18 protein-coding genes are annotated in these 17420 nt (G+C 65.3%); 9 read left to right on the top strand and 9 right to left on the bottom strand.

Translation table 11 applies throughout. The annotated features are described in order from the left end of the window. Positions 1-50: 50 nt before the first annotated feature. From AC1DF4_RS18280 to AC1DF4_RS18270, 3 genes are all read right to left on the bottom strand, one after another. Positions 51-272 carry an SHOCT domain-containing protein gene (locus tag AC1DF4_RS18280; protein ID WP_476914198.1) on the bottom strand — a complete coding sequence of 74 codons (222 nt, stop codon included), beginning with the start codon at positions 270-272 and terminating at the stop codon, positions 51-53. Positions 273-301: 29 nt separating this feature from the next. Beyond that, the gene (locus AC1DF4_RS18275; protein ID WP_441403946.1) at positions 302-730 is read right to left on the bottom strand and encodes a DUF6325 family protein; all 429 of its coding nucleotides are present in this window, start codon (positions 728-730) and stop codon (positions 302-304) included. A 344-nt stretch (positions 731-1074) separates the two neighbouring features. Further along, positions 1075-1560 carry a potassium channel family protein gene (locus AC1DF4_RS18270; protein WP_476914197.1) on the bottom strand — a complete coding sequence of 162 codons (486 nt, stop codon included), beginning with the start codon at positions 1558-1560 and terminating at the stop codon, positions 1075-1077. A gap of 325 nt (positions 1561-1885) precedes the next feature. On the opposite strand from AC1DF4_RS18270, the gene AC1DF4_RS18265 reads away from it, so the two are divergent. The 4 genes from AC1DF4_RS18265 (at position 1886) to ribA (ending at position 8537) form a co-directional block, all read left to right on the top strand. Further along, positions 1886-4414 carry a helix-turn-helix transcriptional regulator gene (locus tag AC1DF4_RS18265; RefSeq protein WP_476914196.1) on the top strand — a complete coding sequence of 843 codons (2529 nt, stop codon included), beginning with the start codon at positions 1886-1888 and terminating at the stop codon, positions 4412-4414. 136 nt (positions 4415-4550) lie between these two features. Further along, positions 4551-4937: an SHOCT domain-containing protein gene (locus tag AC1DF4_RS18260; protein WP_476914195.1), complete on the top strand. Its 387-nt coding sequence runs from the start codon at positions 4551-4553 to the stop codon at positions 4935-4937. A 31-nt stretch (positions 4938-4968) separates the two neighbouring features. Beyond that, positions 4969-6435: a cardiolipin synthase gene (gene cls, locus AC1DF4_RS18255; protein ID WP_441403950.1), complete on the top strand. Its 1467-nt coding sequence runs from the start codon at positions 4969-4971 to the stop codon at positions 6433-6435. A gap of 185 nt (positions 6436-6620) precedes the next feature. After that, positions 6621-8537, top strand: a complete 1917-nt coding sequence (gene ribA, locus AC1DF4_RS18250; protein WP_476914194.1) for a GTP cyclohydrolase II RibA — start codon at positions 6621-6623, stop codon at positions 8535-8537. Between the two features lie 6 nt (positions 8538-8543). Here ribA and AC1DF4_RS18245 read toward each other — a convergent pair whose 3' ends face one another. The 4 genes from AC1DF4_RS18245 to AC1DF4_RS18230 are packed head-to-tail and all read right to left on the bottom strand — an operon-like array spanning position 8544 to position 10708. Beyond that, positions 8544-9239, bottom strand: a complete 696-nt coding sequence (locus AC1DF4_RS18245) for a DsbA family protein (RefSeq protein ID WP_476914193.1) — start codon at positions 9237-9239, stop codon at positions 8544-8546. Beyond that, complete coding sequence (locus AC1DF4_RS18240) at positions 9239-9991, bottom strand: cation diffusion facilitator family transporter (protein WP_476914192.1); 753 nt, start codon at positions 9989-9991, stop codon at positions 9239-9241. Before AC1DF4_RS18240 ends, AC1DF4_RS18245 begins: the two co-directional genes overlap by 1 nt. Further along, positions 9988-10314, bottom strand: coding sequence for an ArsR/SmtB family transcription factor (locus AC1DF4_RS18235; RefSeq protein ID WP_476914191.1), 327 nt, complete (start codon positions 10312-10314; stop codon positions 9988-9990). The genes AC1DF4_RS18240 and AC1DF4_RS18235 overlap by 4 nt, the downstream gene beginning before the upstream one ends. A 55-nt stretch (positions 10315-10369) precedes the next feature. Then, positions 10370-10708, bottom strand: coding sequence for a YnfA family protein (locus AC1DF4_RS18230; protein WP_476914190.1), 339 nt, complete (start codon positions 10706-10708; stop codon positions 10370-10372). Between the two features lie 418 nt (positions 10709-11126). On the opposite strand from AC1DF4_RS18230, the gene AC1DF4_RS18225 reads away from it, so the two are divergent. Beyond that, complete coding sequence (locus AC1DF4_RS18225; protein WP_476914189.1) at positions 11127-11429, top strand: DUF4193 domain-containing protein; 303 nt, start codon at positions 11127-11129, stop codon at positions 11427-11429. Positions 11430-11485: 56 nt separating this feature from the next. Beyond that, a complete protein-coding gene (locus AC1DF4_RS18220; protein ID WP_476914188.1) occupies positions 11486-12502 on the top strand; it encodes a hypothetical protein in 1017 nt (338 codons plus the stop codon). Between the two features lie 85 nt (positions 12503-12587). On the opposite strand, the gene AC1DF4_RS18215 is transcribed toward AC1DF4_RS18220, so the two are convergent. Both AC1DF4_RS18215 and AC1DF4_RS18210 read right to left on the bottom strand, forming a co-directional pair. Then, positions 12588-13565: a dienelactone hydrolase family protein gene (locus AC1DF4_RS18215; RefSeq protein WP_476914187.1), complete on the bottom strand. Its 978-nt coding sequence runs from the start codon at positions 13563-13565 to the stop codon at positions 12588-12590. A 42-nt stretch (positions 13566-13607) separates the two neighbouring features. Further along, entirely contained in the window at positions 13608-14375 is a 768-nt protein-coding gene (locus AC1DF4_RS18210) for a TetR/AcrR family transcriptional regulator (protein WP_476914186.1), read from the bottom strand. 106 nt (positions 14376-14481) lie between these two features. Here AC1DF4_RS18210 and AC1DF4_RS18205 point away from each other — a divergent pair, with 106 nt between their 5' ends. The 3 genes from AC1DF4_RS18205 to AC1DF4_RS18195 form a co-directional block, all read left to right on the top strand. Next, positions 14482-15192: a DUF2306 domain-containing protein gene (locus AC1DF4_RS18205; RefSeq protein ID WP_476914185.1), complete on the top strand. Its 711-nt coding sequence runs from the start codon at positions 14482-14484 to the stop codon at positions 15190-15192. Between the two features lie 117 nt (positions 15193-15309). Beyond that, positions 15310-16323 carry an isopenicillin N synthase family dioxygenase gene (locus tag AC1DF4_RS18200; protein WP_476914184.1) on the top strand — a complete coding sequence of 338 codons (1014 nt, stop codon included), beginning with the start codon at positions 15310-15312 and terminating at the stop codon, positions 16321-16323. Positions 16324-16633: 310 nt separating this feature from the next. Next, positions 16634-17420, top strand: a 787-nt coding sequence (locus AC1DF4_RS18195) for a DUF222 domain-containing protein (protein WP_476914183.1), incomplete at its 3' end; no start/stop codon positions are given.

The raw sequence follows: 17420 nt of genomic DNA, 5'->3' as shown, positions 1-17420 counted from the left end.
CCTCCAACGTCTGGGTTCGGTTTAGGGTGCCTGGCGCCGCAGGGCTGGCGTCACATCAGTAGCCGGGATTTCGCCGCGGTGAATTCGGCCTCGGTGAGCATTCCGGCGCTGCGCAACTCGGCGAGGCGCGACAGCTGGTCCGCGAGTTCTCTTCCACTTCCCGGTGTGGGAGCAGCCGGTGGTGGAGCATCCCTGGCCGGAGTGCCTTGGCGCGCGGCCGGCCGGGCAACGGTTCCGAGCAGCCCTGGCCTCCCGGCTCTGGCAAATGGCATGAGAGGTTCCTTCTGTGGGTGGGGCCCGGTCAAATTGTTGTCACACCGTCGGCTTCAAGCGCCAGGACTGCTTCTTCGTCGGGGATCCTGGCCTGCAGGGCCGTTACACCGCCCGAGCGCCGCACTTCCTCTGACAATCGGTGCGCCCAGCGGTGTTCCACGACGGCGACCAGCGCCATCTGGCTGTTTCCGATTGTCTCCGCCGCGATTGAGATGTCGGCGTCGCTAAGAAGCGTCATGGGCCGTGAATCAAGGATCATTCCGGACCAGGCTGCGGGCAGACCGTCGTGCAGGTCGCGGACGTGCACAACGCCTGCCCGATCTCTGCTGACCAGGACCAGATCCGCGAGTGCAATAGCTCCCGATTTGACCGTTTCGCTGAACGCCTTGACCACGCTTGCGTCGATGGCCGGTTTCGGAAACGCACAGATGATCACTTCCAAGGGGCCGATTTTCATCTGGAACTCCTGTCCGCGCGTCGTGCAGTCCTTCAGTCGTGACAATCCCTATTGTTCTCTGGCCCCACCCGCCCGGCCCCACCCGCCCGGGGTGATCTGTTGTCCGGCGGAGGAACTACAGGTGGTCGGCGCATTGATCTGCGCGCCTGCCCGCAGGCACGTTTTTGGAGGGAGCGGCGGGCGCCTGCACGTCCATCCCCGGGCCTTTCCACGGAAGTTGTCCGCGCCGAGGGTTCCGGCGAAGCATAATCACCCCTTTCGGGTGAGCGTCCGCGCGTGGCTAAAGTGCAGGACCGCGCAGACGGGGGAGCGTGCATTGTGGGCCGCGCGGCCAAGGCCACGGTTCAGGGATGGCTCAGCCGCCGGCCCGCCGCGAAGAAGGCAACCTTGGCGACCAGGACGAGTGCACCCAGGCCGGCAATCATCTGTACTGTGACGACTGCCCGCGCGAGCTGGCTCACGGGGGTGATGTCTCCAAATCCGACGGTGGCGAACGTGACGGTGGTGAAGTAGAGGGCATCCATCCTGCTCAGGGGCTCGGTAAACGCCAAAGGGTCCGTGGTGGACATCGAGGTGTAAAGGAATGCAAAGAGAAACAGGAACATCAGGACCGTCTCGACGACGGCTTCGGCCGCACGGACCTGGGGTACCTCTGCCGCAATGATCATTCGCAATTGCAGCGCCAAAGCGCTTAAGAATACGAGCAGAATTGCCAGCAGGCGGATCCATGCCGCCGAAGGATTGTCCTCGTCGAAACCACCGATGGGGACAGTGGTGTAGAGGAGGACGAGCAGTGCGAGGAACGCAGCGAGCCGGAGTGCTGCGACCAAAAAGACGTGCCACCTGGTGGTTCGGTCCAGTTGACGGACAAAAACCGGAGGCTTGCGGCTGCCCTTCCTAGTGGCCATGACTGATGTTACCCCGCGCAGAAACTCCCGGGCGGGGGCTGCGGGAACGGTATTTAATGGCCGAAGCGTTTTGCGCAGGAGTGCAAGGACAAGGACCATAGGACCCTATTGCACGCCCTTGCACTTGCCTACCATCAATTACGTGGGAGAGCCGCAAAATTCCGAGTGGGCTTCTGGTCCCCAATTCAAATTCCGGCCTCCTCTGCGCGGCTTGGGTCCACTAGAGCGCCCGCGTCTTGAAAACGCTTTGACGGCGGCAGCTGATGCTCACCGGCTGACGCTGGTCGCAGCCCCGGCCGGCTACGGCAAATCGACCCTCTTGGGCGATTGGGTCCGGAAAAGCGATCTCCAGTGCGCCTGGCTGTCTCTGGACCGTTTCGATACCCAGCCGGCACGGCTCTTCCACGGTGTGGTCGGGGCGGTTCAGGCTGCTGCCGGACAGGTTTCCCTGCCCGGCAATGATGTCCTGATGGCGCTTGACCAGGGCCTCGCCCCGGACCGCGCTGCTTCCTATGACCTGCTGCTGACGGCTCTGGAGCAACTCACGGAGCCGATTGTCCTGGTCATTGACGACCTCCATCTGGCCGGGCCGGAACTGGCCAACGGAGTGGTCGGTGTGCTCGCTTCCTCGGCCCCGCCCGCCCTGCGGCTTGTCCTAGCCGGGCGGGGGCATCCCTCGATCCAGTTGGAGCGGCTACGGTACGGCGAAGGCCTTGGCGAGATAGGTGCCGCCGAACTCGCGTTCACACGGGGCGAAATCGCCGATCTCGCCACCCTGCTCGGACACGAGGCGGACTTCGACGCCGGGCCGCTCTGGCAACTGACTGGCGGATGGCCGGTTGCTGTCCACGCCGGTCTCAGCACGCCCTCTCAAGGGGGCAATGTGCCCGGCGTGATGGCGGATATCGTGCCCGTGCACGTACCACTCTCTGATTACATCGCGGAGGAAGTCCTTGACCAGCTGGATTCGCCACTGGCGGACTTCGTCCTTCGCGCCACCACCTGCGACTGGCTTGGCCGCCGGCTCGCCGTCGAGCTTCATGGCCTGCCCGACGGCGGCATGTTGCTCGAGGCATGCCTGCGCGATGGGCTTTTTATTGAAGAGTACGAACTCCACGCCGGGGAATCCACATACCGTTGGCACCCCCTGTTCGCAGCTCAGTGCCGTCGAATATTGGAGCGGAGGGACCCGCTTCTGGCCGAACGCCTCCACCGGACAGCGGCGCGCTATTTCCAGGACAGCGACGTGTGTGAGTGCGTGACCCATGCCCTGCAAGGCAATGCGCCAAAGCAGGCTGTCGCTTCTCTCGGAGAGCACTGGCTCCAGTTCTTGCTGTGCAGCGGCGCCTACGCCCTCGAGCAAGTGTGCCGGGACATGCCGGCCCCGTGGAACGAAGATCCCGAGATCCTCATGGTCCTTTCCGTCTGCCGGGCCCTTGACGGTGATGGCGGTGCTGCCACTGAACTCGCCCAGCGTGCGCTGTCGCGCACCTCGGTCCTGGATGATGTGCGCAGACGGAAGTTCGACAAGTGCCGGGCCCTCTTGCAGCCGTTTCCTGCCAGCGCAAGGCCTGATGTGCACACCCCGGCCGCCGACGGCCGGTCGCGTGCCGACGAGGCCGTGGAGGTGCGTCCCGCCACCTCGTCAGGCCTGTTCCTTCTTGCCCAAGCCGAGTTCAGGATGCACCGCATCGGGGACCAAGCGGCAGTACTTCTCCAGCTGGCCGAAGGCGCGGCCAACCAGTGGGGGGTGTTGGAAGTTGGCTCCACAGCAGACCTCGCGCTGGCATTCGCGGTAGGCGGCGACCTTGAGACGGCGGTCGCCTTGGCGACGCAGGCGTTTGAGCGGGCTGACGGGTTGGGACCGGGTGCGCAGGATCAAATGGCGGCAGCCTGGCTGGCATGGGGAATCGCCTGCTATTGGAGAGACGAGTTGAACGGTGCCAGGGCCCATCTCGCAAAGGCCCAGCGCCTTGGCAGCAAGTTATTCCCCATCGGCCCGCTCAGCATCGTCTACAAGGTCCTGGTCGACTGCGCCACTGGCGATCAAACCCATCTCGCCGAATCCAGCGCGGCCTTGGAGGCGGTCCACGACCAAGGACTCTATGGAATGTCCTGGGCGGATTTCCACACCATCGCCAGGGCAAAGATTGCTGAAGCCAACGGGGACCTGGATGGCGCGTTGACGATGGTCGCCCCTTTGGGGGCTGGCGGGCATGCCCCCTTGGTGGACGTGCTCCTGGCAGAACTCCTGCGTCGTGGAGGGGAAGCCGGCGTCGCCGAGCTCTGCGCTAAGGCGCTGACTGATCGGCACCGAAACCGTTACCTGGACACCAGTATGAGTCTGACCGAGGCCCTGCTTGCGCAAGAGGCCGGGGATGAGGCCCAAGTCCACGAGCGGATAGAACACGCGGTTTTTCGGGCCGAACCTCAGTCAGTCCTGCGCCCCTTCACCGAGAGGAGGGACGAACTGGCGGACCTGCTGATTAGGCACGCGGTATGGGGTACCAGCCATGAATCGTTCATCGCGGCCCGGATGGCACGCCACGCTGAAGGTCAGCCGCACCTCCGCACCCGCTCCTATTGGACCCTTACAGACCGCGAGCGTGAAGTCCTGGCCTACATGCGCTCAGTGATGACCGCGGCCGAGATCGCCGATGCCTTGTACATTTCCGTCAATACGGTCAAGACGCATGAGCGGTCCATCTACCGCAAACTCGGCGCAGCCGGTCGGCGCGATGCCCTCAAGACGGCCGCCGAACGCGGAATCGTCTGAACTTGACCGGTCGGGGAGTACCGTAAGGATTTCACCCGCAGCGGATGAGGACCAGGCCTGGTTTGACGCCAACAATGGTCGTACCCGCAGCCGCGTCCGCTAGCGGCGCCGCAATAGTGGAAAGCAGGGCAGCCAGATGAGTTTCTGGGAGAACTTTTGGGACATCTTCTGGTGGTTCTTCACCGCGAGTGTCTTCGTTGCCTACCTGTTTGGGATATTCGCGATCATCGGCGACCTCTTTCGCGATCACGGCCTGAGCGGCTGGTGGAAGGCCGTCTGGATCTTGTTCCTCTGCTTCCTGCCCTTCGTGACGCTGTTGGTGTACCTGGCCGCCCGCGGTGATGGAATGGCCGAGCGCTCAATGGCACGCGCCCGGCGGGACCAGGACGACGCCGATTCCTACATCCGCACCGTGGCCGCCGCGAGCCCCAGCGAGGAGATTTCCCGGGCCAAGGCGCTCTTGGACGCAGGAACCATCAACGCAGACGAGTTTGAAAGAATCAAGAGCCGGGTGCTGGTCTGACGTGTGCAGCGTCGAAGGGCCTTAGGTAACCGTGCGCGGATTCTTCCAGGATCCCGAGGCTGTCGCTGCACTCCTGCTGGCGGTCCATATCTTCCTCGTGGCCGTCGCGGCTGTCCTTGTGTCGGTGAATCGACGCCCTTCCTCGGCAATCGCCTGGGTGCTCGCCATTATTTTCATACCGTTACTCGGTGCCATCGCATTTTTCTTTGTGGGGTACGCGAAACTGCCCAAAGTCCGCCGGGACAAGCAACGTGAGGTCAATGAACTGGTCCTGGCGCGGACGAAGGGGAGCCCGCTCATCAGCAACGGACATGACTGGCCGGCGTGGTTGCATTCGGCAGTGACGTTGAACAGCAACCTGGGGGCGCTGCCCATGGTTTCGGGCAACAGCGCCGAGCTCCTGCCCGACTACAACGGCACCTTCGATGCCATGATCGCGGAGATCGACGAGGCGGTCAGCTATGTACACGTTGAGTTCTACATTCTTGCCCTCGATCCGACCACGGAACCGTTTTTACAGGCGCTGGCCCGGGCCCGGGAACGCGGCGTTGACGTGCGGGTGCTCTCTGATCACTTGGCGGGCCTCATGTTCCCGGCCCGGAAGGAAACCATCAAGTACCTTCAGGACGTGGGGGCGGAATACCACCCGATGCTGCCCGTGCGGCCGTGGCGGGGCGAGTGGCAGCGGCCGGACCTGCGCAATCACCGGAAGATCGTCGTCGTCGATGGCCGCGTTGGATTCACCGGATCCCAGAACCTGATCGACGCCAGCTACAACAAGAAGAGCAACCTGAAACGCGGGCTCAGGTGGCACGAGCTGATGATGCGCCTCGAAGGGCCAGCTGTCCGCGAGCTGGATGCGGTGTTCGCGACGGACTGGTACAGCGAAACGGACATCATCCTGCCGTTGGAGTACGGTTCGATCGTCCACAGCCAGGGTTCTGTGCTCGTAGATGCGCAGGTCCTGCCCAGCGGTCCCAGCTTTGACAACGACAACAACCTGAAGCTTTACACCACGCTCATCCACAAAGCCGAACGCCGTGTCAGCATCACGAGTCCCTACTTTGTGCCGGACGAATCCATCCTGATGGCTATTGTCACGGCCGCAGCGCGGGGCCTCCGCGTCGATCTCTTTGTGTCCGAGGTCGGTGACCAGAGCTTGGTGTACCACGCGCAGCGTTCCTACTACGAGGCGCTGCTCCGCGCCGGCGTCAGGATCTACTTGTACCGGGCCCCGCAGGTACTGCACTCGAAGCACTTCACCATCGATGAGGAGGTGGCGGTGATTGGGTCCAGCAACATGGATGTCCGGTCCTTCAGCCTCAACATGGAAGTCTCCGTACTGGTGCATGGGCGCGGTTTTGTGGACTCGATTCGTGAGGTCGAAGACCAGTACCGGGCCAACAGCCTGGAGCTGCAACTCGAGGACTGGCTCCGCCGGCCAGTGTCCCAAAAAGTGTTCGACAACCTGGCACGCCTGACTGCATCCCTGCAATAGGGCATTGGCAAGCCCGACGGCGAGGCCATGCAAGCCGCCTGCCATGCCGCCAACCCGCCGCGCGGCACCCGCTTTAACCGCGTCACATCACTTGCATCGGACACATCCCGCCACTACCCTGAACTTGAATCTTCAAGTAATTTTGCGATTGGACGAAACATGCCCTTGCCCCTGCTGGACCTGTCGTGACCGTGTGGTCCGGGACCGTCGCGCCGGCGCTTGGCGCCGCCCCGGCGACAGTACGCAGCCAGGTGACTGTCCCGTTGCGCTTTCCGGACGGCTATGCCGCCACCGCCGAGGTGCTGACCTTCCGCGGCCTGGCCGACGGCAAGGAACACCTATTGCTCGCATTGGGCGAATGGGAGCAAACGCTGTTGCATCACGACGCGGAGGGGCAGGCGCCGCTTGTCCGCCTCCACAGTGAATGCCTTACCGGCGACGTGTTCGGCAGCGAGCGCTGCGATTGCGGGCCACAGTTGCGGGAGGCCGTTGAGCAGATATCCGCCGCCGGAGGGTTCCTGCTCTACCTCCGCCAAGAAGGCCGCGGCATCGGCCTCTACGCAAAACTCGACGCCTATGCCCTCCAGGACGCCGGCCTGGACACCTACGAGGCGAACCTTGCCCTCGGCCATGGCGAGGACGAGCGGGAATACGCCGCCGCAGCACAAATGCTTGGCGCCCTCGGCGTCACGCGAGTCCGCCTGCTCAGCAACAATCCGGACAAGGCGGCCCAGCTCACCGCCCTCGGCATCGACGTCACCGAACAGCTCCCCACCGGAGTGCACTTGTCCCAGGCCAACCACCGGTACCTGACTGCGAAACGCGACCATACCGGCCACACCCTCGACCTCCCGGACGCCGTCGGGCCCAGGCCCGAAGCCCGCACCGGCGAGCTCCGGGCCTTCGGCGCAACGGCCATGGGCAGTGCGGCGCCGGCCGCCGACCTCCCCACCCACGACGACATGCTGGGCCGGATTGACGCGCTCACTGCCCGGCTGAGGGAGCGGGCAGAGGAAACGGAGCGCATTCGCCGAATTCCCGAATCCACCCTGGCGGAGCTGAAGGATGCCGGGGCCTTCCACCTGCTTTCTCCGAAGGCTGTCGGCGGATATGGCATGGGCGTGGAGACGTACGCGCAGGTCGTCCGCCGGCTTGCCCGGGGCTGCGCCTCCACCGCCTGGACCGTTGGGCACCTGATCGAGCACGTCTGGATGCTGGCACGGTGGCCACAGGAGGTCCAGGATGAAGTCTTCGCGGACGGGCCAATTCCTCTGGCGGCTGCCACCGGGGCACCGGTGGGGGTGGCGGAGAAAGTCCCGGGCGGTTACGTCATTTCGGGTATGTGGAGCTTCGCCTCAGGCGTGATGCATTCCGGGTGGGCCCTCCTGGCTGCGCAGCACGACAAAACGAGATTGCAGTGCCTTGTCCCGATTTCCGACGTCGAAGTGCTGGACGTCTGGCACACCGCCGGCCTGAGGGGGACGGGCAGCAACGACATCCGGGCGGAGAAGTTGTTTGTCCCGGAGCGCCGAACGCTGGACTGGGCCCTTCTCGGCGCGGCGGACAACCCCGGCAGCCGTATCCATCGGGATCCCATCATCCATACCCCCATGGCCGCGCTGCTGAACCTGGTGGCACCCTCCGCCACCCTGGGTGCTGCCGAGCACGCCGTCGAATTGTTCCGCGAGCAGATGCGGGTGCGCAAGGTAAAGAACACCTTGGAGGGCCGCCAGGCGGATTCGCCGCTCGCGCAGGCCCGCTTCGCGCAGGCTTACGGGCTGGTGGTCACCGCGAGGCTGCACTGGGAAGAAGCCGTCCGGGTTGTCTCTGCCTCGCACCAACGTCGGCCTTCAATGCTGACGGACGAGGAGCGCGCCCAGCATCGGCTCTCCCTCGCGCTCAGCGGGGAGGCGTCGGCGGAGGCGGTCCGGCTTGTGATGACGGGATCGGGAGGGAGTGCCCAGCGGCTTTCGCATCCCCTTCAGCGGATCCAGCGCGACGTCAACGTTTTGCTCAACCACCCCACCCTGAGTAGGGATCCGATCCTGGAACAGGCGGGCCGCGGCCTGCTCGGTGTCGGGTTCACGGTTCCCGCGTTCTAACAGCGCCTACCTGGCGGCGTCGGTGAGCATCTGGCGGAACTCCGCCTCCGTGTTCAGCACCAGCTTCTTGCCATTCAGGAAGAACGTGGGCGTGCCCTTGACACCCAGCGCTGTGCCGTCCACGACGTCCTTCCGGATCCGTTCCCTGGTCTTTTCATCTGCCACGGCGGCGTCATACCTGGCCAGGTCCAGTCCCAGTTCCTGCGCGTAGCTGCGGAACACGGGTGCCTGGGAATCCTGCTTTCCGCCCCACTCGGTCTGGGTTTCGAACAGCTTCGCCGTCATCTCTTGGTACTTGCCCTGCTGCGCGGAAGCTTCAACGGCCAAAGCGGCAGTCCCCGAGTTCCGGTGGCCGGGGAGGGGGAAGTAGCGGTTCACGAAGGTGATGCGGTCGCCGTACTCCTCCTCCAATTCCTCGACGAGCGGATGGGCGGCGCGGCAGGATTCGCATTCGAAGTCCAGGAACTCGACCAGCTGAGCCTTCTCGACGGCGGGGGAGGTCAGCCGGTGGCTGTCCTCACGGACCAGTTGCGCATTGGCCGCCGGCTGCGGGGCCGCCGGGGCGGGCTTGTTCAAGGAGAAGACCGCGTACCAGACGAGGCCGGCCGCGACGATAACCCCCATCAGGATCCAGAGAACAAGGCGCACCTTTTTCGCTGGGTCACTCGGGGCCGGGGTGGGTTCTAACGTGGTCTGTGTCATCAGTGCGGACTGCTTTCCTGGTCGCTGTGGGTGTCGGGTTCGTTCGGAAGTGAGAGTGCGGCAGGGGAAGCGCAGTCGCCGCAACAGTCGCCGTCGTCGTCCGGCTCCGCTGCATCCAGCGGATGGGGCACGGCACAGCAGACATCTCCCTTCCAGGCGTTGATGCCTTCGCGGACTGCGATCACGGCAATGACCAGCGCCGCGCCGGCGTCCGCCCACCACCAGCCCAGCGTGCTGTTCAGCACGAGGCCGATCAGCAGCACCCCGGAGAGGTAAGTGCAGAGCAGGGTCTGTTTGGAGTCGGCCACGGCCGTCCGTGAGCCGAGCTCCCGCCCGGCCCGGCGCTGCACCCAGGACAGCACGGGCATGATGGCCAGGCTGAGCGCCGCAATGATGATGCCCGGCGTCGAGTGACTGGCCTCACCTCCGCCGGCGAGTGATGTAACAGAGTCTATGGTGACAAAGACGGCGAGGGCGAAGAAGGAGATCGCGATGATCCGAAGGGTGAGGTGTTCGCGCCGTTCCGGATCCTTGGCAGAGAACTGCCACGACAGTGCAACGGCGGACGCCACCTCGATCACCGAATCCAAGCCGAAGCCGATGAGCGCGGAGGAGTCGGCGACGCCGCCGGCCCAGAGGGCGGCGACGGCTTCAATGACGTTGTAGCTGATGGTCGCGGCGGCGAGCAGCCGGATGCGCCGGCTCAGGACGGCGTGCCGGGCCGGCTTCGTCTCCAGCCGAAGCGCCGTCATGCCAGGCACGTCCCGTCGGGTGCGCAGCAGGCGGGGTCAACGGCGAGGACGACGCCGAGCAGGTCACCGATGGCGTGGCCCAGCCGCGCGTCGGCCAGCTCGTACCGGTTCCGCCGGCCATCCGGAACCGCAACCACCAGGCCGCAGCCCCGCAGGCAGGTCAGATGGTTGGACATGCTCTGCCGGGAGACTTCGAGGGAATCGGCGAGGTCTGAGGGATAGGCCGGTCCCTGGGCAAGGGCCAGCAGAATCCGTGCCCGGGTCGGGTCGGACACGGCGTAGCCAAACCGCGCCAGCACCGGCGCGTGCGTGAGGGGCTCCATGCAACAAAAGTACAGCCGTGGATGTATTCAGGCAATTGTGCGCCGAGGGTGGAGCTCAACTTCCGGGGCGGGGGGCGAACATGATCACGGCAACGCCGAGCAGGCAGATGACCGCGCCAACGATGTCCCAACGGTCGGGCCGGAACCCGTCGAAGATCATTCCCCACGCGAGCGAGCCGGCCACGAACACACCGCCGTAGGCGGCCAGGATGCGCCCGAAGTGTGCATCCGGCTGGAGGGTCGCAACAAAGCCGTATGCCCCCAGTGCAAGGACGCCCAGTCCGGCCCACCACCAGTCTTTGCCTTCACGGACCGATTGCCAGACCAGCCAGGCCCCGCCGATCTCGGCTGCGGCGGCGAGGGCGAACAGCACGACCGATTTTGCGATAGTCACGGACCCATCATTGCAGGGCTGTTGCCCGACGGCGGCACGTCAGGATTCGGGCCAGCTCCCGGAATTGTTGAAGCCACACGTCTCGCGGCTGCATTGCCGGGCACTCACACGCCAGTCGGGCTGGCTGGAAGTAATGGGGCGTTCGTCCTTCCAGATCGGAATGACCCTCGAGCCGCACTCCCGGCAAGGCGGCTCCACATGCGCGCGCCTTTGCGCTTTGTTCATAATTTCCCCCAAGAAACTTTGCCAATCGAAGCTTAACTCTATCGATTGTACAAATGAAAGGGATGTCAACGTCGACCGGGCGGCGTTCCCACACAGGGTCTTGACCCGAAGTTCATCGCGGGGAGGGAATACTGGAGCAGTCCTGTCTGTTGAATACCTATCCGAGCAATCCGAAGAAGAGAGAATCACCCCCGTGGCAACCGATTACGATGAAGTTCGTTCCGACGTCAAGGAATCGCAGGACAGGTCCCTGGAGGCCCTGCAGTCTGCGAACGCCCCCGACGCCCGCAGCGTGGTGCGTGAGTTGGATGAGGCGGATTCGCTGGACGGTGCGATGGTCCCGGGCGGGGAAATCGTTGCCGAGGAGCTGACCGTCCAGGTTATCCCGCAAGCGAACGACGAATTTACCTGTTACTCCTGTTTCCTGGTCCGGCACCGCTCCCAGATAGCGCGCGAGAAGAACGGTCACGCCTACTGCGTTGATTGCGAAGGCTAGGGCTCATGCCGGCCAGGACCCTGTGACCGGAACCCCGCGGGCACTACAATCGGCGGATGACGGTACTGGACTGGCTGCTGGACTCTGATCCCTCCATCCGATGGCAAGCGCTCCGGGATCTAGCCGGCGCACCGGCCGACGTCGTCGCCGCAGAGCGTGCAAGGGTGTCCGTCGAGGGGTGGGGCGCCCGGCTGCTGGCGTTGCGCGGCGAGGACGGCCAATGGGCCGGCGGCGCGTACTTCCCGGCGCGCGACGGGGGTCCCCCCGGGGACATTGCGGATCCGGACAGCCAGACAGAATCCGGCGGGCATGACGCGCCCGACGACGCGCCCGACGACGGGAGCCAGCCTTGGACCGCCACCACGTACAGCCTCCTGCAGCTGCGTGACTTCGGCGTCGACCCGGCGAGCGACCAGATGCGCCGGACCGTGGCGCTGGTGCGTGACAACTGCCGTTGGGAGGAGGGCGGGCAGCCCTATTTCAGCGGCGAGGTCGAGCCTTGCATCAACGGCATGACCGTCGGGCTGGGAGCCTACTTCGGCCAGGATGTCGACGGCGTGGTTGCCCGGCTTGTCAGCGAGCAGCTCGACGACGGCGGGTGGAACTGCTGGGCAGAGCACGGCGCAGTGGTTTCATCGCTCGCGACGACGATCAACGTGCTGGAGGGGCTGCTGGCGCACGAGCAGGCAACCGGCGGCTCCGCGGAATCCATCGCTGCCCGGCGGCGGGGCGAGGAGTATCTGCTCGAACGGAGGCTGTTCCGGCGCAAGAGCACGGGCGAAGTTATCGACCCGGCCTGGCTGGAGTTCACCTTTCCCACCCGCTGGCACTACGACGTGCTCCGTGCCCTGGATTACTTCCGGTCCGCAGGTGGTCCGCCCGACCCGCGGTTGGCCGAGGCAATCGAGCTGCTCCGATCCAAGCAACAGCCGAACGGCGTTTGGCCGCTGGAAAACACGCATCCCGGGCAAATCCACTTCGAGCTGGAAGACGGTGACGGCCAGCCGAGCCGCTGGAACACACTGAGGGCGCTGCGGGTCCTGCAGTGGTACGGAAACGGAGCGCACCCTTAGCCGGTACGCCCGTTCCGTCCGGTGCCTTGAGCCGGAACCGCCGCTTTGACTCCCCGTCAACGAGCAACGTGCCGTCAGAGCACGCTCAGACGTACCGGGAAAACCAGGCCAGCGTGTCGTTCCAGGCGGCGGTGGCCTGGGCCTCGACGTAACGCGGTCCGGTGTCGTTGTGGAACGCGTGGTCGACGCCGGGATAGACCGTGAGCTGGTGGCGGACGTCCGTGGCGGCCAGGGCATCCCGCAGCGCGGGCAGGGCACCGGTGATCCGTTGATCCAGTTCGGCGTAGACGCCGAAGACCGCCGGTTTGATCGCTGGAACCTTTTCCAGGTCGGGGGAGGGCCCGTAGAACGCCGCGGTCGCCTTCAGGCCGGCAAGTTCCGTCGCGGCCTGCCAGGTGATCCCCCCGCCGAAGCAGTATCCGGTCATGGCGATCCGGCCGCTGTCGACGTAGTCCCTGGACTGCAGGTAGTCGAAAGCCGCGGAGAAGTCCGCGACATGGCGTTGGGCGCCGGCCGCCGTCAGCGCTCCGGGTACGGCGTCGCGGTCCATCGCGGCCGTGCCACCTTCCCTGCTCAGCAGATCCAGCGCCAGGGCCGCGTAGCCGGCCTTGGCAAAGCGGCGTGCCACATCCTCGATGTGCGGGGTCAGGCCGCGGTTCTCGTGGCAGATCAGGACGGCCGGGCCGGGGGCGCCCGACTCCGGCCGGGCGAGGTAGGCGCTGATGTCTGTTCCGCCGGCCGGGAATGTCACCGTTTCCGTCGCGAGGCCTGGAGCGCCCTCGGGAACAGAGAGGGGGCTCTTGGCCCCCGCCACCGGGCCGGCGGAAGCGGTGCCGTTTCCCGCGGCCGACGACGAGGTGCCAGGGGTGGGCATGGGATCGGTGCTCCGCGGGACTTCCTCCGGCGTGCAGCCCACCAGCAACATCGCGGTCGACGCCGCGGCCATGCTGCCGGTGATAAAAGCTACCCGGCGCGTGAATGTGCGCTGGCTCATGGCACCGGCGCGGTAATCGTCGAAGAATTCCTCGATCAGGTACTTCTCGAATTTGCCAAGCGTGGTCATGAAAGGCCTCCTGGAGTGTGCGCACATCCTCCTCCGAAGTCCCTATTCAGGCAAGGGCTCGCCTTGCTGGTCTGCGGCCTCGACGCGGTCATGCTTCGCCCGCAGCGATGACCAGCCCTGCTCGTGCAGCCGCTCAAAGCCGTCCAGGAGCAGATCAAGGGCAAACTCGAACTCGAACTGGTCGTCGCAGCCGTGCCCGACGGCCGAACCTTTATCGTGGGGCGTCGAGGTGGCGATCGCCACGATGTTCGGGTACCGAGCGGCCATCTGCTGGAGCATCGCGGCCTGGGCTTCCGGCGACACGTCTGGAGGGGACTCCGCCGTCGTTCCCGCCGGGTCGTCGAACAGCTCCTGGGTGAAGCCCCACATGCGGCCGCCGATGGCATGCATCACGTGGTGCGTAAGGTCGGCCGAGAAGCCGCCGGCCAGGAACATGCCCGTGAATGATTCCATGTAGTCGAGGACGGGAGGCGTCTTGTTGGTGCGGGATTCAACTGCCTGACGGGCCCACGGGTGCCGCTGCAGCGCCCGCCTCGCAGAGAGTACCCGCAAGCGGACGGCGCTCCTCCAGTCGGCATCGGTCGCCGGGGGGTCGATCTCGCCGATGAGGGTGGCGACCATCCCGTCAAGAAGTTCTTCCTTGTTTGCTACGTGCTTGTAGAGCGCCATTGGCACCACGCCCAGCTCTTCGGCGAGCCTGCGCATGCTGAGCGACTCAAAGCCCACTTCATCAGCGAGTGCAACGGCGGCCCGCAGCACCCGGTCCCGGTTCAAGGGCGTGCGGCGGGTGGCCTCCAGCTGCTGAGTCATCCCGACAACCTTTCCCTAGCGGTCTCCTATTGACAAGTGTACCCCGTACACCTACGGTGATTCTCACCGGTGTACGCCGTACACCCAAAGAATTGAGGACTGGCTTATGAGTACAAAACCCAGTGTCGCCCTCCATGCCGTTAGGCGTCCCAGGCCGCAGTGGCCCGTGCCGGCCGCCTTGATTCTCCTGAGCCTCATTCCTGTGATTGCCGGGGCGGCGCGGCTGACGGAGTTGACCGGGGGTGCTGCCATCACGCCGCAGAACGCGCGGTTCTTTGCCTCGCCGGTCCCCATAGTGGTCCACATTGTCAGCGTCACCATCTACAGCCTGCTCGGCGCATTGCAGTTCCTGCCCGGCTTGCGGGGCAGGAGCGGCTGGCACCGCATCGCCGGAAGTGTCCTCATTCCCTCCGGTCTGCTCGCAGCGCTCTCCGGTCTGTGGATGTCGGCGTTCTACGCGCTCCCGGATGGAACCACCGACGTCCCCATCCGGCTGTTCTTCGGCTCGGCAATGCTCGTCAGCCTCATCCTCGGGATCGTCGCGATCCGGCGCCGGGATTTCGTCCGGCACGGCGAGTGGATGACGCGCGGCTATGCCATCGGCGTCGGCGCCGGAACCCAGGCCCTTGTCATCTCCGGCTGGCTGCTCCTCGTGGGCACGCCCGGCGAGGTGGCCCGGGCCCTGCTTATGGCGGCGGCTTGGGTGATCAACCTCGCGGTGGCCGAGTATGTCATTCGTCGACGTGCCCGGCGCTCCGGCCAAACGCACCGTTCGGTCGGCAGGTCGGTCCGGACGACTGCAGGGATCGCGCGGTGAACGCGTCGGTCGAATGTCTTAATTCGACATATGAATGCCGCCCCGCGCGACTGGCTCCGTAACATTGAAGCAAATACGGTCCCCGGCTTGCCAAGTTCATTGAAAAGGACTATTAGATTGCCACTCGAATCATTGCCCGTCCTGGACTTCTCCCGCCTGAGTGCCGGCCCGGAGGAAGCCACCCGGTTCCGGAACGACCTACGCGACGCCATGCACGAGGTGGGTTTCCTCTACCTGTCCGGTCACGGGATCCCACAGGAGCTGACGGATTCCATGCTCGATGTGTCCCGACGCTTCTTCGAGCTGCCCGAAGAGCAAAAGCTCGCGGTCGAGAACGTCCACAGCCCGCAGTTCCGTGGCTACACCAGGGTCGGCGGTGAGCTCACGGACGGTGCGGTTGACTGGCGGGAACAGATCGACATTGGCGTCGAGCGTTCGGCCGTGGAGCCGGGTCCCGGCGTCGCTGACTACTGGCGTCTGGAAGGACCCAATCTGTGGCCGGACGCCCTGCCCGAAATGCGGGAGATTGTCTCCGAATGGACCGAACGGCTGAGTACCATCTCGCTGACGCTCCTGCGGGCACTGGCGGTCTCCCTGGGCGCGCCGGAAGACACCTTCGATGCGGCCTTTGCCGCACGGGCCTTCCCACTGCTCAAGATTGTTCGGTATCCGGGGGAGTCCAACCCGGAGCCCAAACAGGGCGTGGGCTCGCACCGCGACGGCGGGGTCCTGACACTGCTGCTCGTGGAGCCAGGGAAGGGCGGACTCCAGGTTGAGTACCAGGGGCAATGGATCGACGCCCCCCAGGTGCCCGGAACGTTCGTCGTCAATATCGGCGAAATGCTCGAACTGGCTACGAACGGCTACCTCAAAGCGACGCTGCACCGGGTGATCTCGCCTTTGCGCGGCACTGACCGGGTTTCCCTTCCGTTCTTCTTCAACCCGGCGCTGGATGCGACCATGCCGCAGCTTGCCGTGAGCCCGGAGTTCCGGGCCAAGGCCCGCGGCCTGTCCGTCGATCCGACAAACAGCCCGATCCTCGAAACCTATGGAGACAATGCACTCCGCTACCGGCTCCGGGCCCACCCCAACGTGGTCGCAGAACACCACTCGGACCTGCAGAACAGTTGATTCGCCCGGCCGCGGCTCCGCTGCGCAAGTTATCGCCGGCGAAGCCTAGACTCCGGGTCTAGAAGCCATTCGGTGTCTTCTGAGGAAGTGCGTTCAACCGCCCCAGCTGGGAAATCGTCCTGGCCTTGTCCCGGTTGGCTTGGTCCTGCTGATTGTTGCTTGGCGGTTTCGCTCGCGGCCTGCCGGATAGTCCCGTTGGAATGGCGCGATTCAAGAAACAAGAAGCGTCGACGCGGAGTCCCGACAGTCAGAGACCAGCGGGGCATGAGGACAGCCGAAAATTGTCGCAGGTGACCGATAGCCTGATTCCATGGACGGCAATCTTGGGCCCGACGCATTTCAGCCGGCAGGCGTGACGGCCACGGAGGTGGCCCGGTCGCACGCGGCTGCACGGCCTGCGGGCGGGAGTGCAGGGCTGATTGCAGAAATCCGGGCCCTCGAAGACCGAAAGTCTGCCCTGGCTGCCCGTCAGGCACGTCTGTCCGTCGCCTTTGACCTGCTGCAGCGCCGTGAACAGGCCGACGCCGGGATGCCTGCCGAGCAGCTCGGCGCCGGCGTGGGCGCGCAGGTCGCCCTGGCACGGCGGGAATCACCGGCCAAGGGCAGCAGGCTCCTGGGCCTGGCCAAGGCGCTTGTTACGGAGATGCCTCGCACCCTGGCCGCGCTGGAAAAAGGAAAGCTCAACGAATGGCGCGCGACGCTTCTGGTCCGCGAGACTGCCTGCCTGTCCGCCGCCGACCGTGCCGCGGTGGACGAGGAGCTGGCCGCTGACGCCGGGACCTTCGACGGCGCCGGGGACCGGGCCATCATCGCCGCAGCTAGGGCGGCAGCCTACCGGCGCGACCCGCGGTCGGTCACCCAGCGTGCCGCCCACGCCGCCACCGAACGGAACGTCAGCCTCCGCCCGGCCCCGGACACCATGTGCTACCTGACGGCCTTGCTCCCCGCCGCCGCCGGTGTGGCGATGCACGCGGCCCTCACCCGGCACGCCGACTCCCTGCGTTCCGCCGGGGACCCCCGGACCCGCGGCCAGCTCATGGCCGACGCCCTCGTCGAACGCACCACCGGCACCCCCGGCGGCATCACCGGGATCGAGA

This window comes from Arthrobacter sp. 05N429 (assembly GCF_056397045.1).
Note: the sequence above shows the minus strand (reverse complement) of the source record. Positions and strands in the feature narration are given on the sequence as shown.

Coding starts and splice junctions, on each gene's coding strand:
- AC1DF4_RS18280 (WP_476914198.1), bottom strand. CDS start 272: ATGCCATTTGCCAGAGCCGGGAGGCCAGGGCTGCTCGGAACCGTTGCC.
- AC1DF4_RS18275 (WP_441403946.1), bottom strand. CDS start 730: ATGAAAATCGGCCCCTTGGAAGTGATCATCTGTGCGTTTCCGAAACCG.
- AC1DF4_RS18260 (WP_476914195.1), top strand. CDS start 4,551: ATGAGTTTCTGGGAGAACTTTTGGGACATCTTCTGGTGGTTCTTCACC.
- AC1DF4_RS18245 (WP_476914193.1), bottom strand. CDS start 9,239: ATGACACAGACCACGTTAGAACCCACCCCGGCCCCGAGTGACCCAGCG.
- AC1DF4_RS18240 (WP_476914192.1), bottom strand. CDS start 9,991: ATGACGGCGCTTCGGCTGGAGACGAAGCCGGCCCGGCACGCCGTCCTG.
- AC1DF4_RS18235 (WP_476914191.1), bottom strand. CDS start 10,314: ATGGAGCCCCTCACGCACGCGCCGGTGCTGGCGCGGTTTGGCTACGCC.
- AC1DF4_RS18220 (WP_476914188.1), top strand. CDS start 11,486: ATGACGGTACTGGACTGGCTGCTGGACTCTGATCCCTCCATCCGATGG.
- AC1DF4_RS18215 (WP_476914187.1), bottom strand. CDS start 13,565: ATGACCACGCTTGGCAAATTCGAGAAGTACCTGATCGAGGAATTCTTC.
- AC1DF4_RS18210 (WP_476914186.1), bottom strand. CDS start 14,375: ATGACTCAGCAGCTGGAGGCCACCCGCCGCACGCCCTTGAACCGGGAC.
- AC1DF4_RS18205 (WP_476914185.1), top strand. CDS start 14,482: ATGAGTACAAAACCCAGTGTCGCCCTCCATGCCGTTAGGCGTCCCAGG.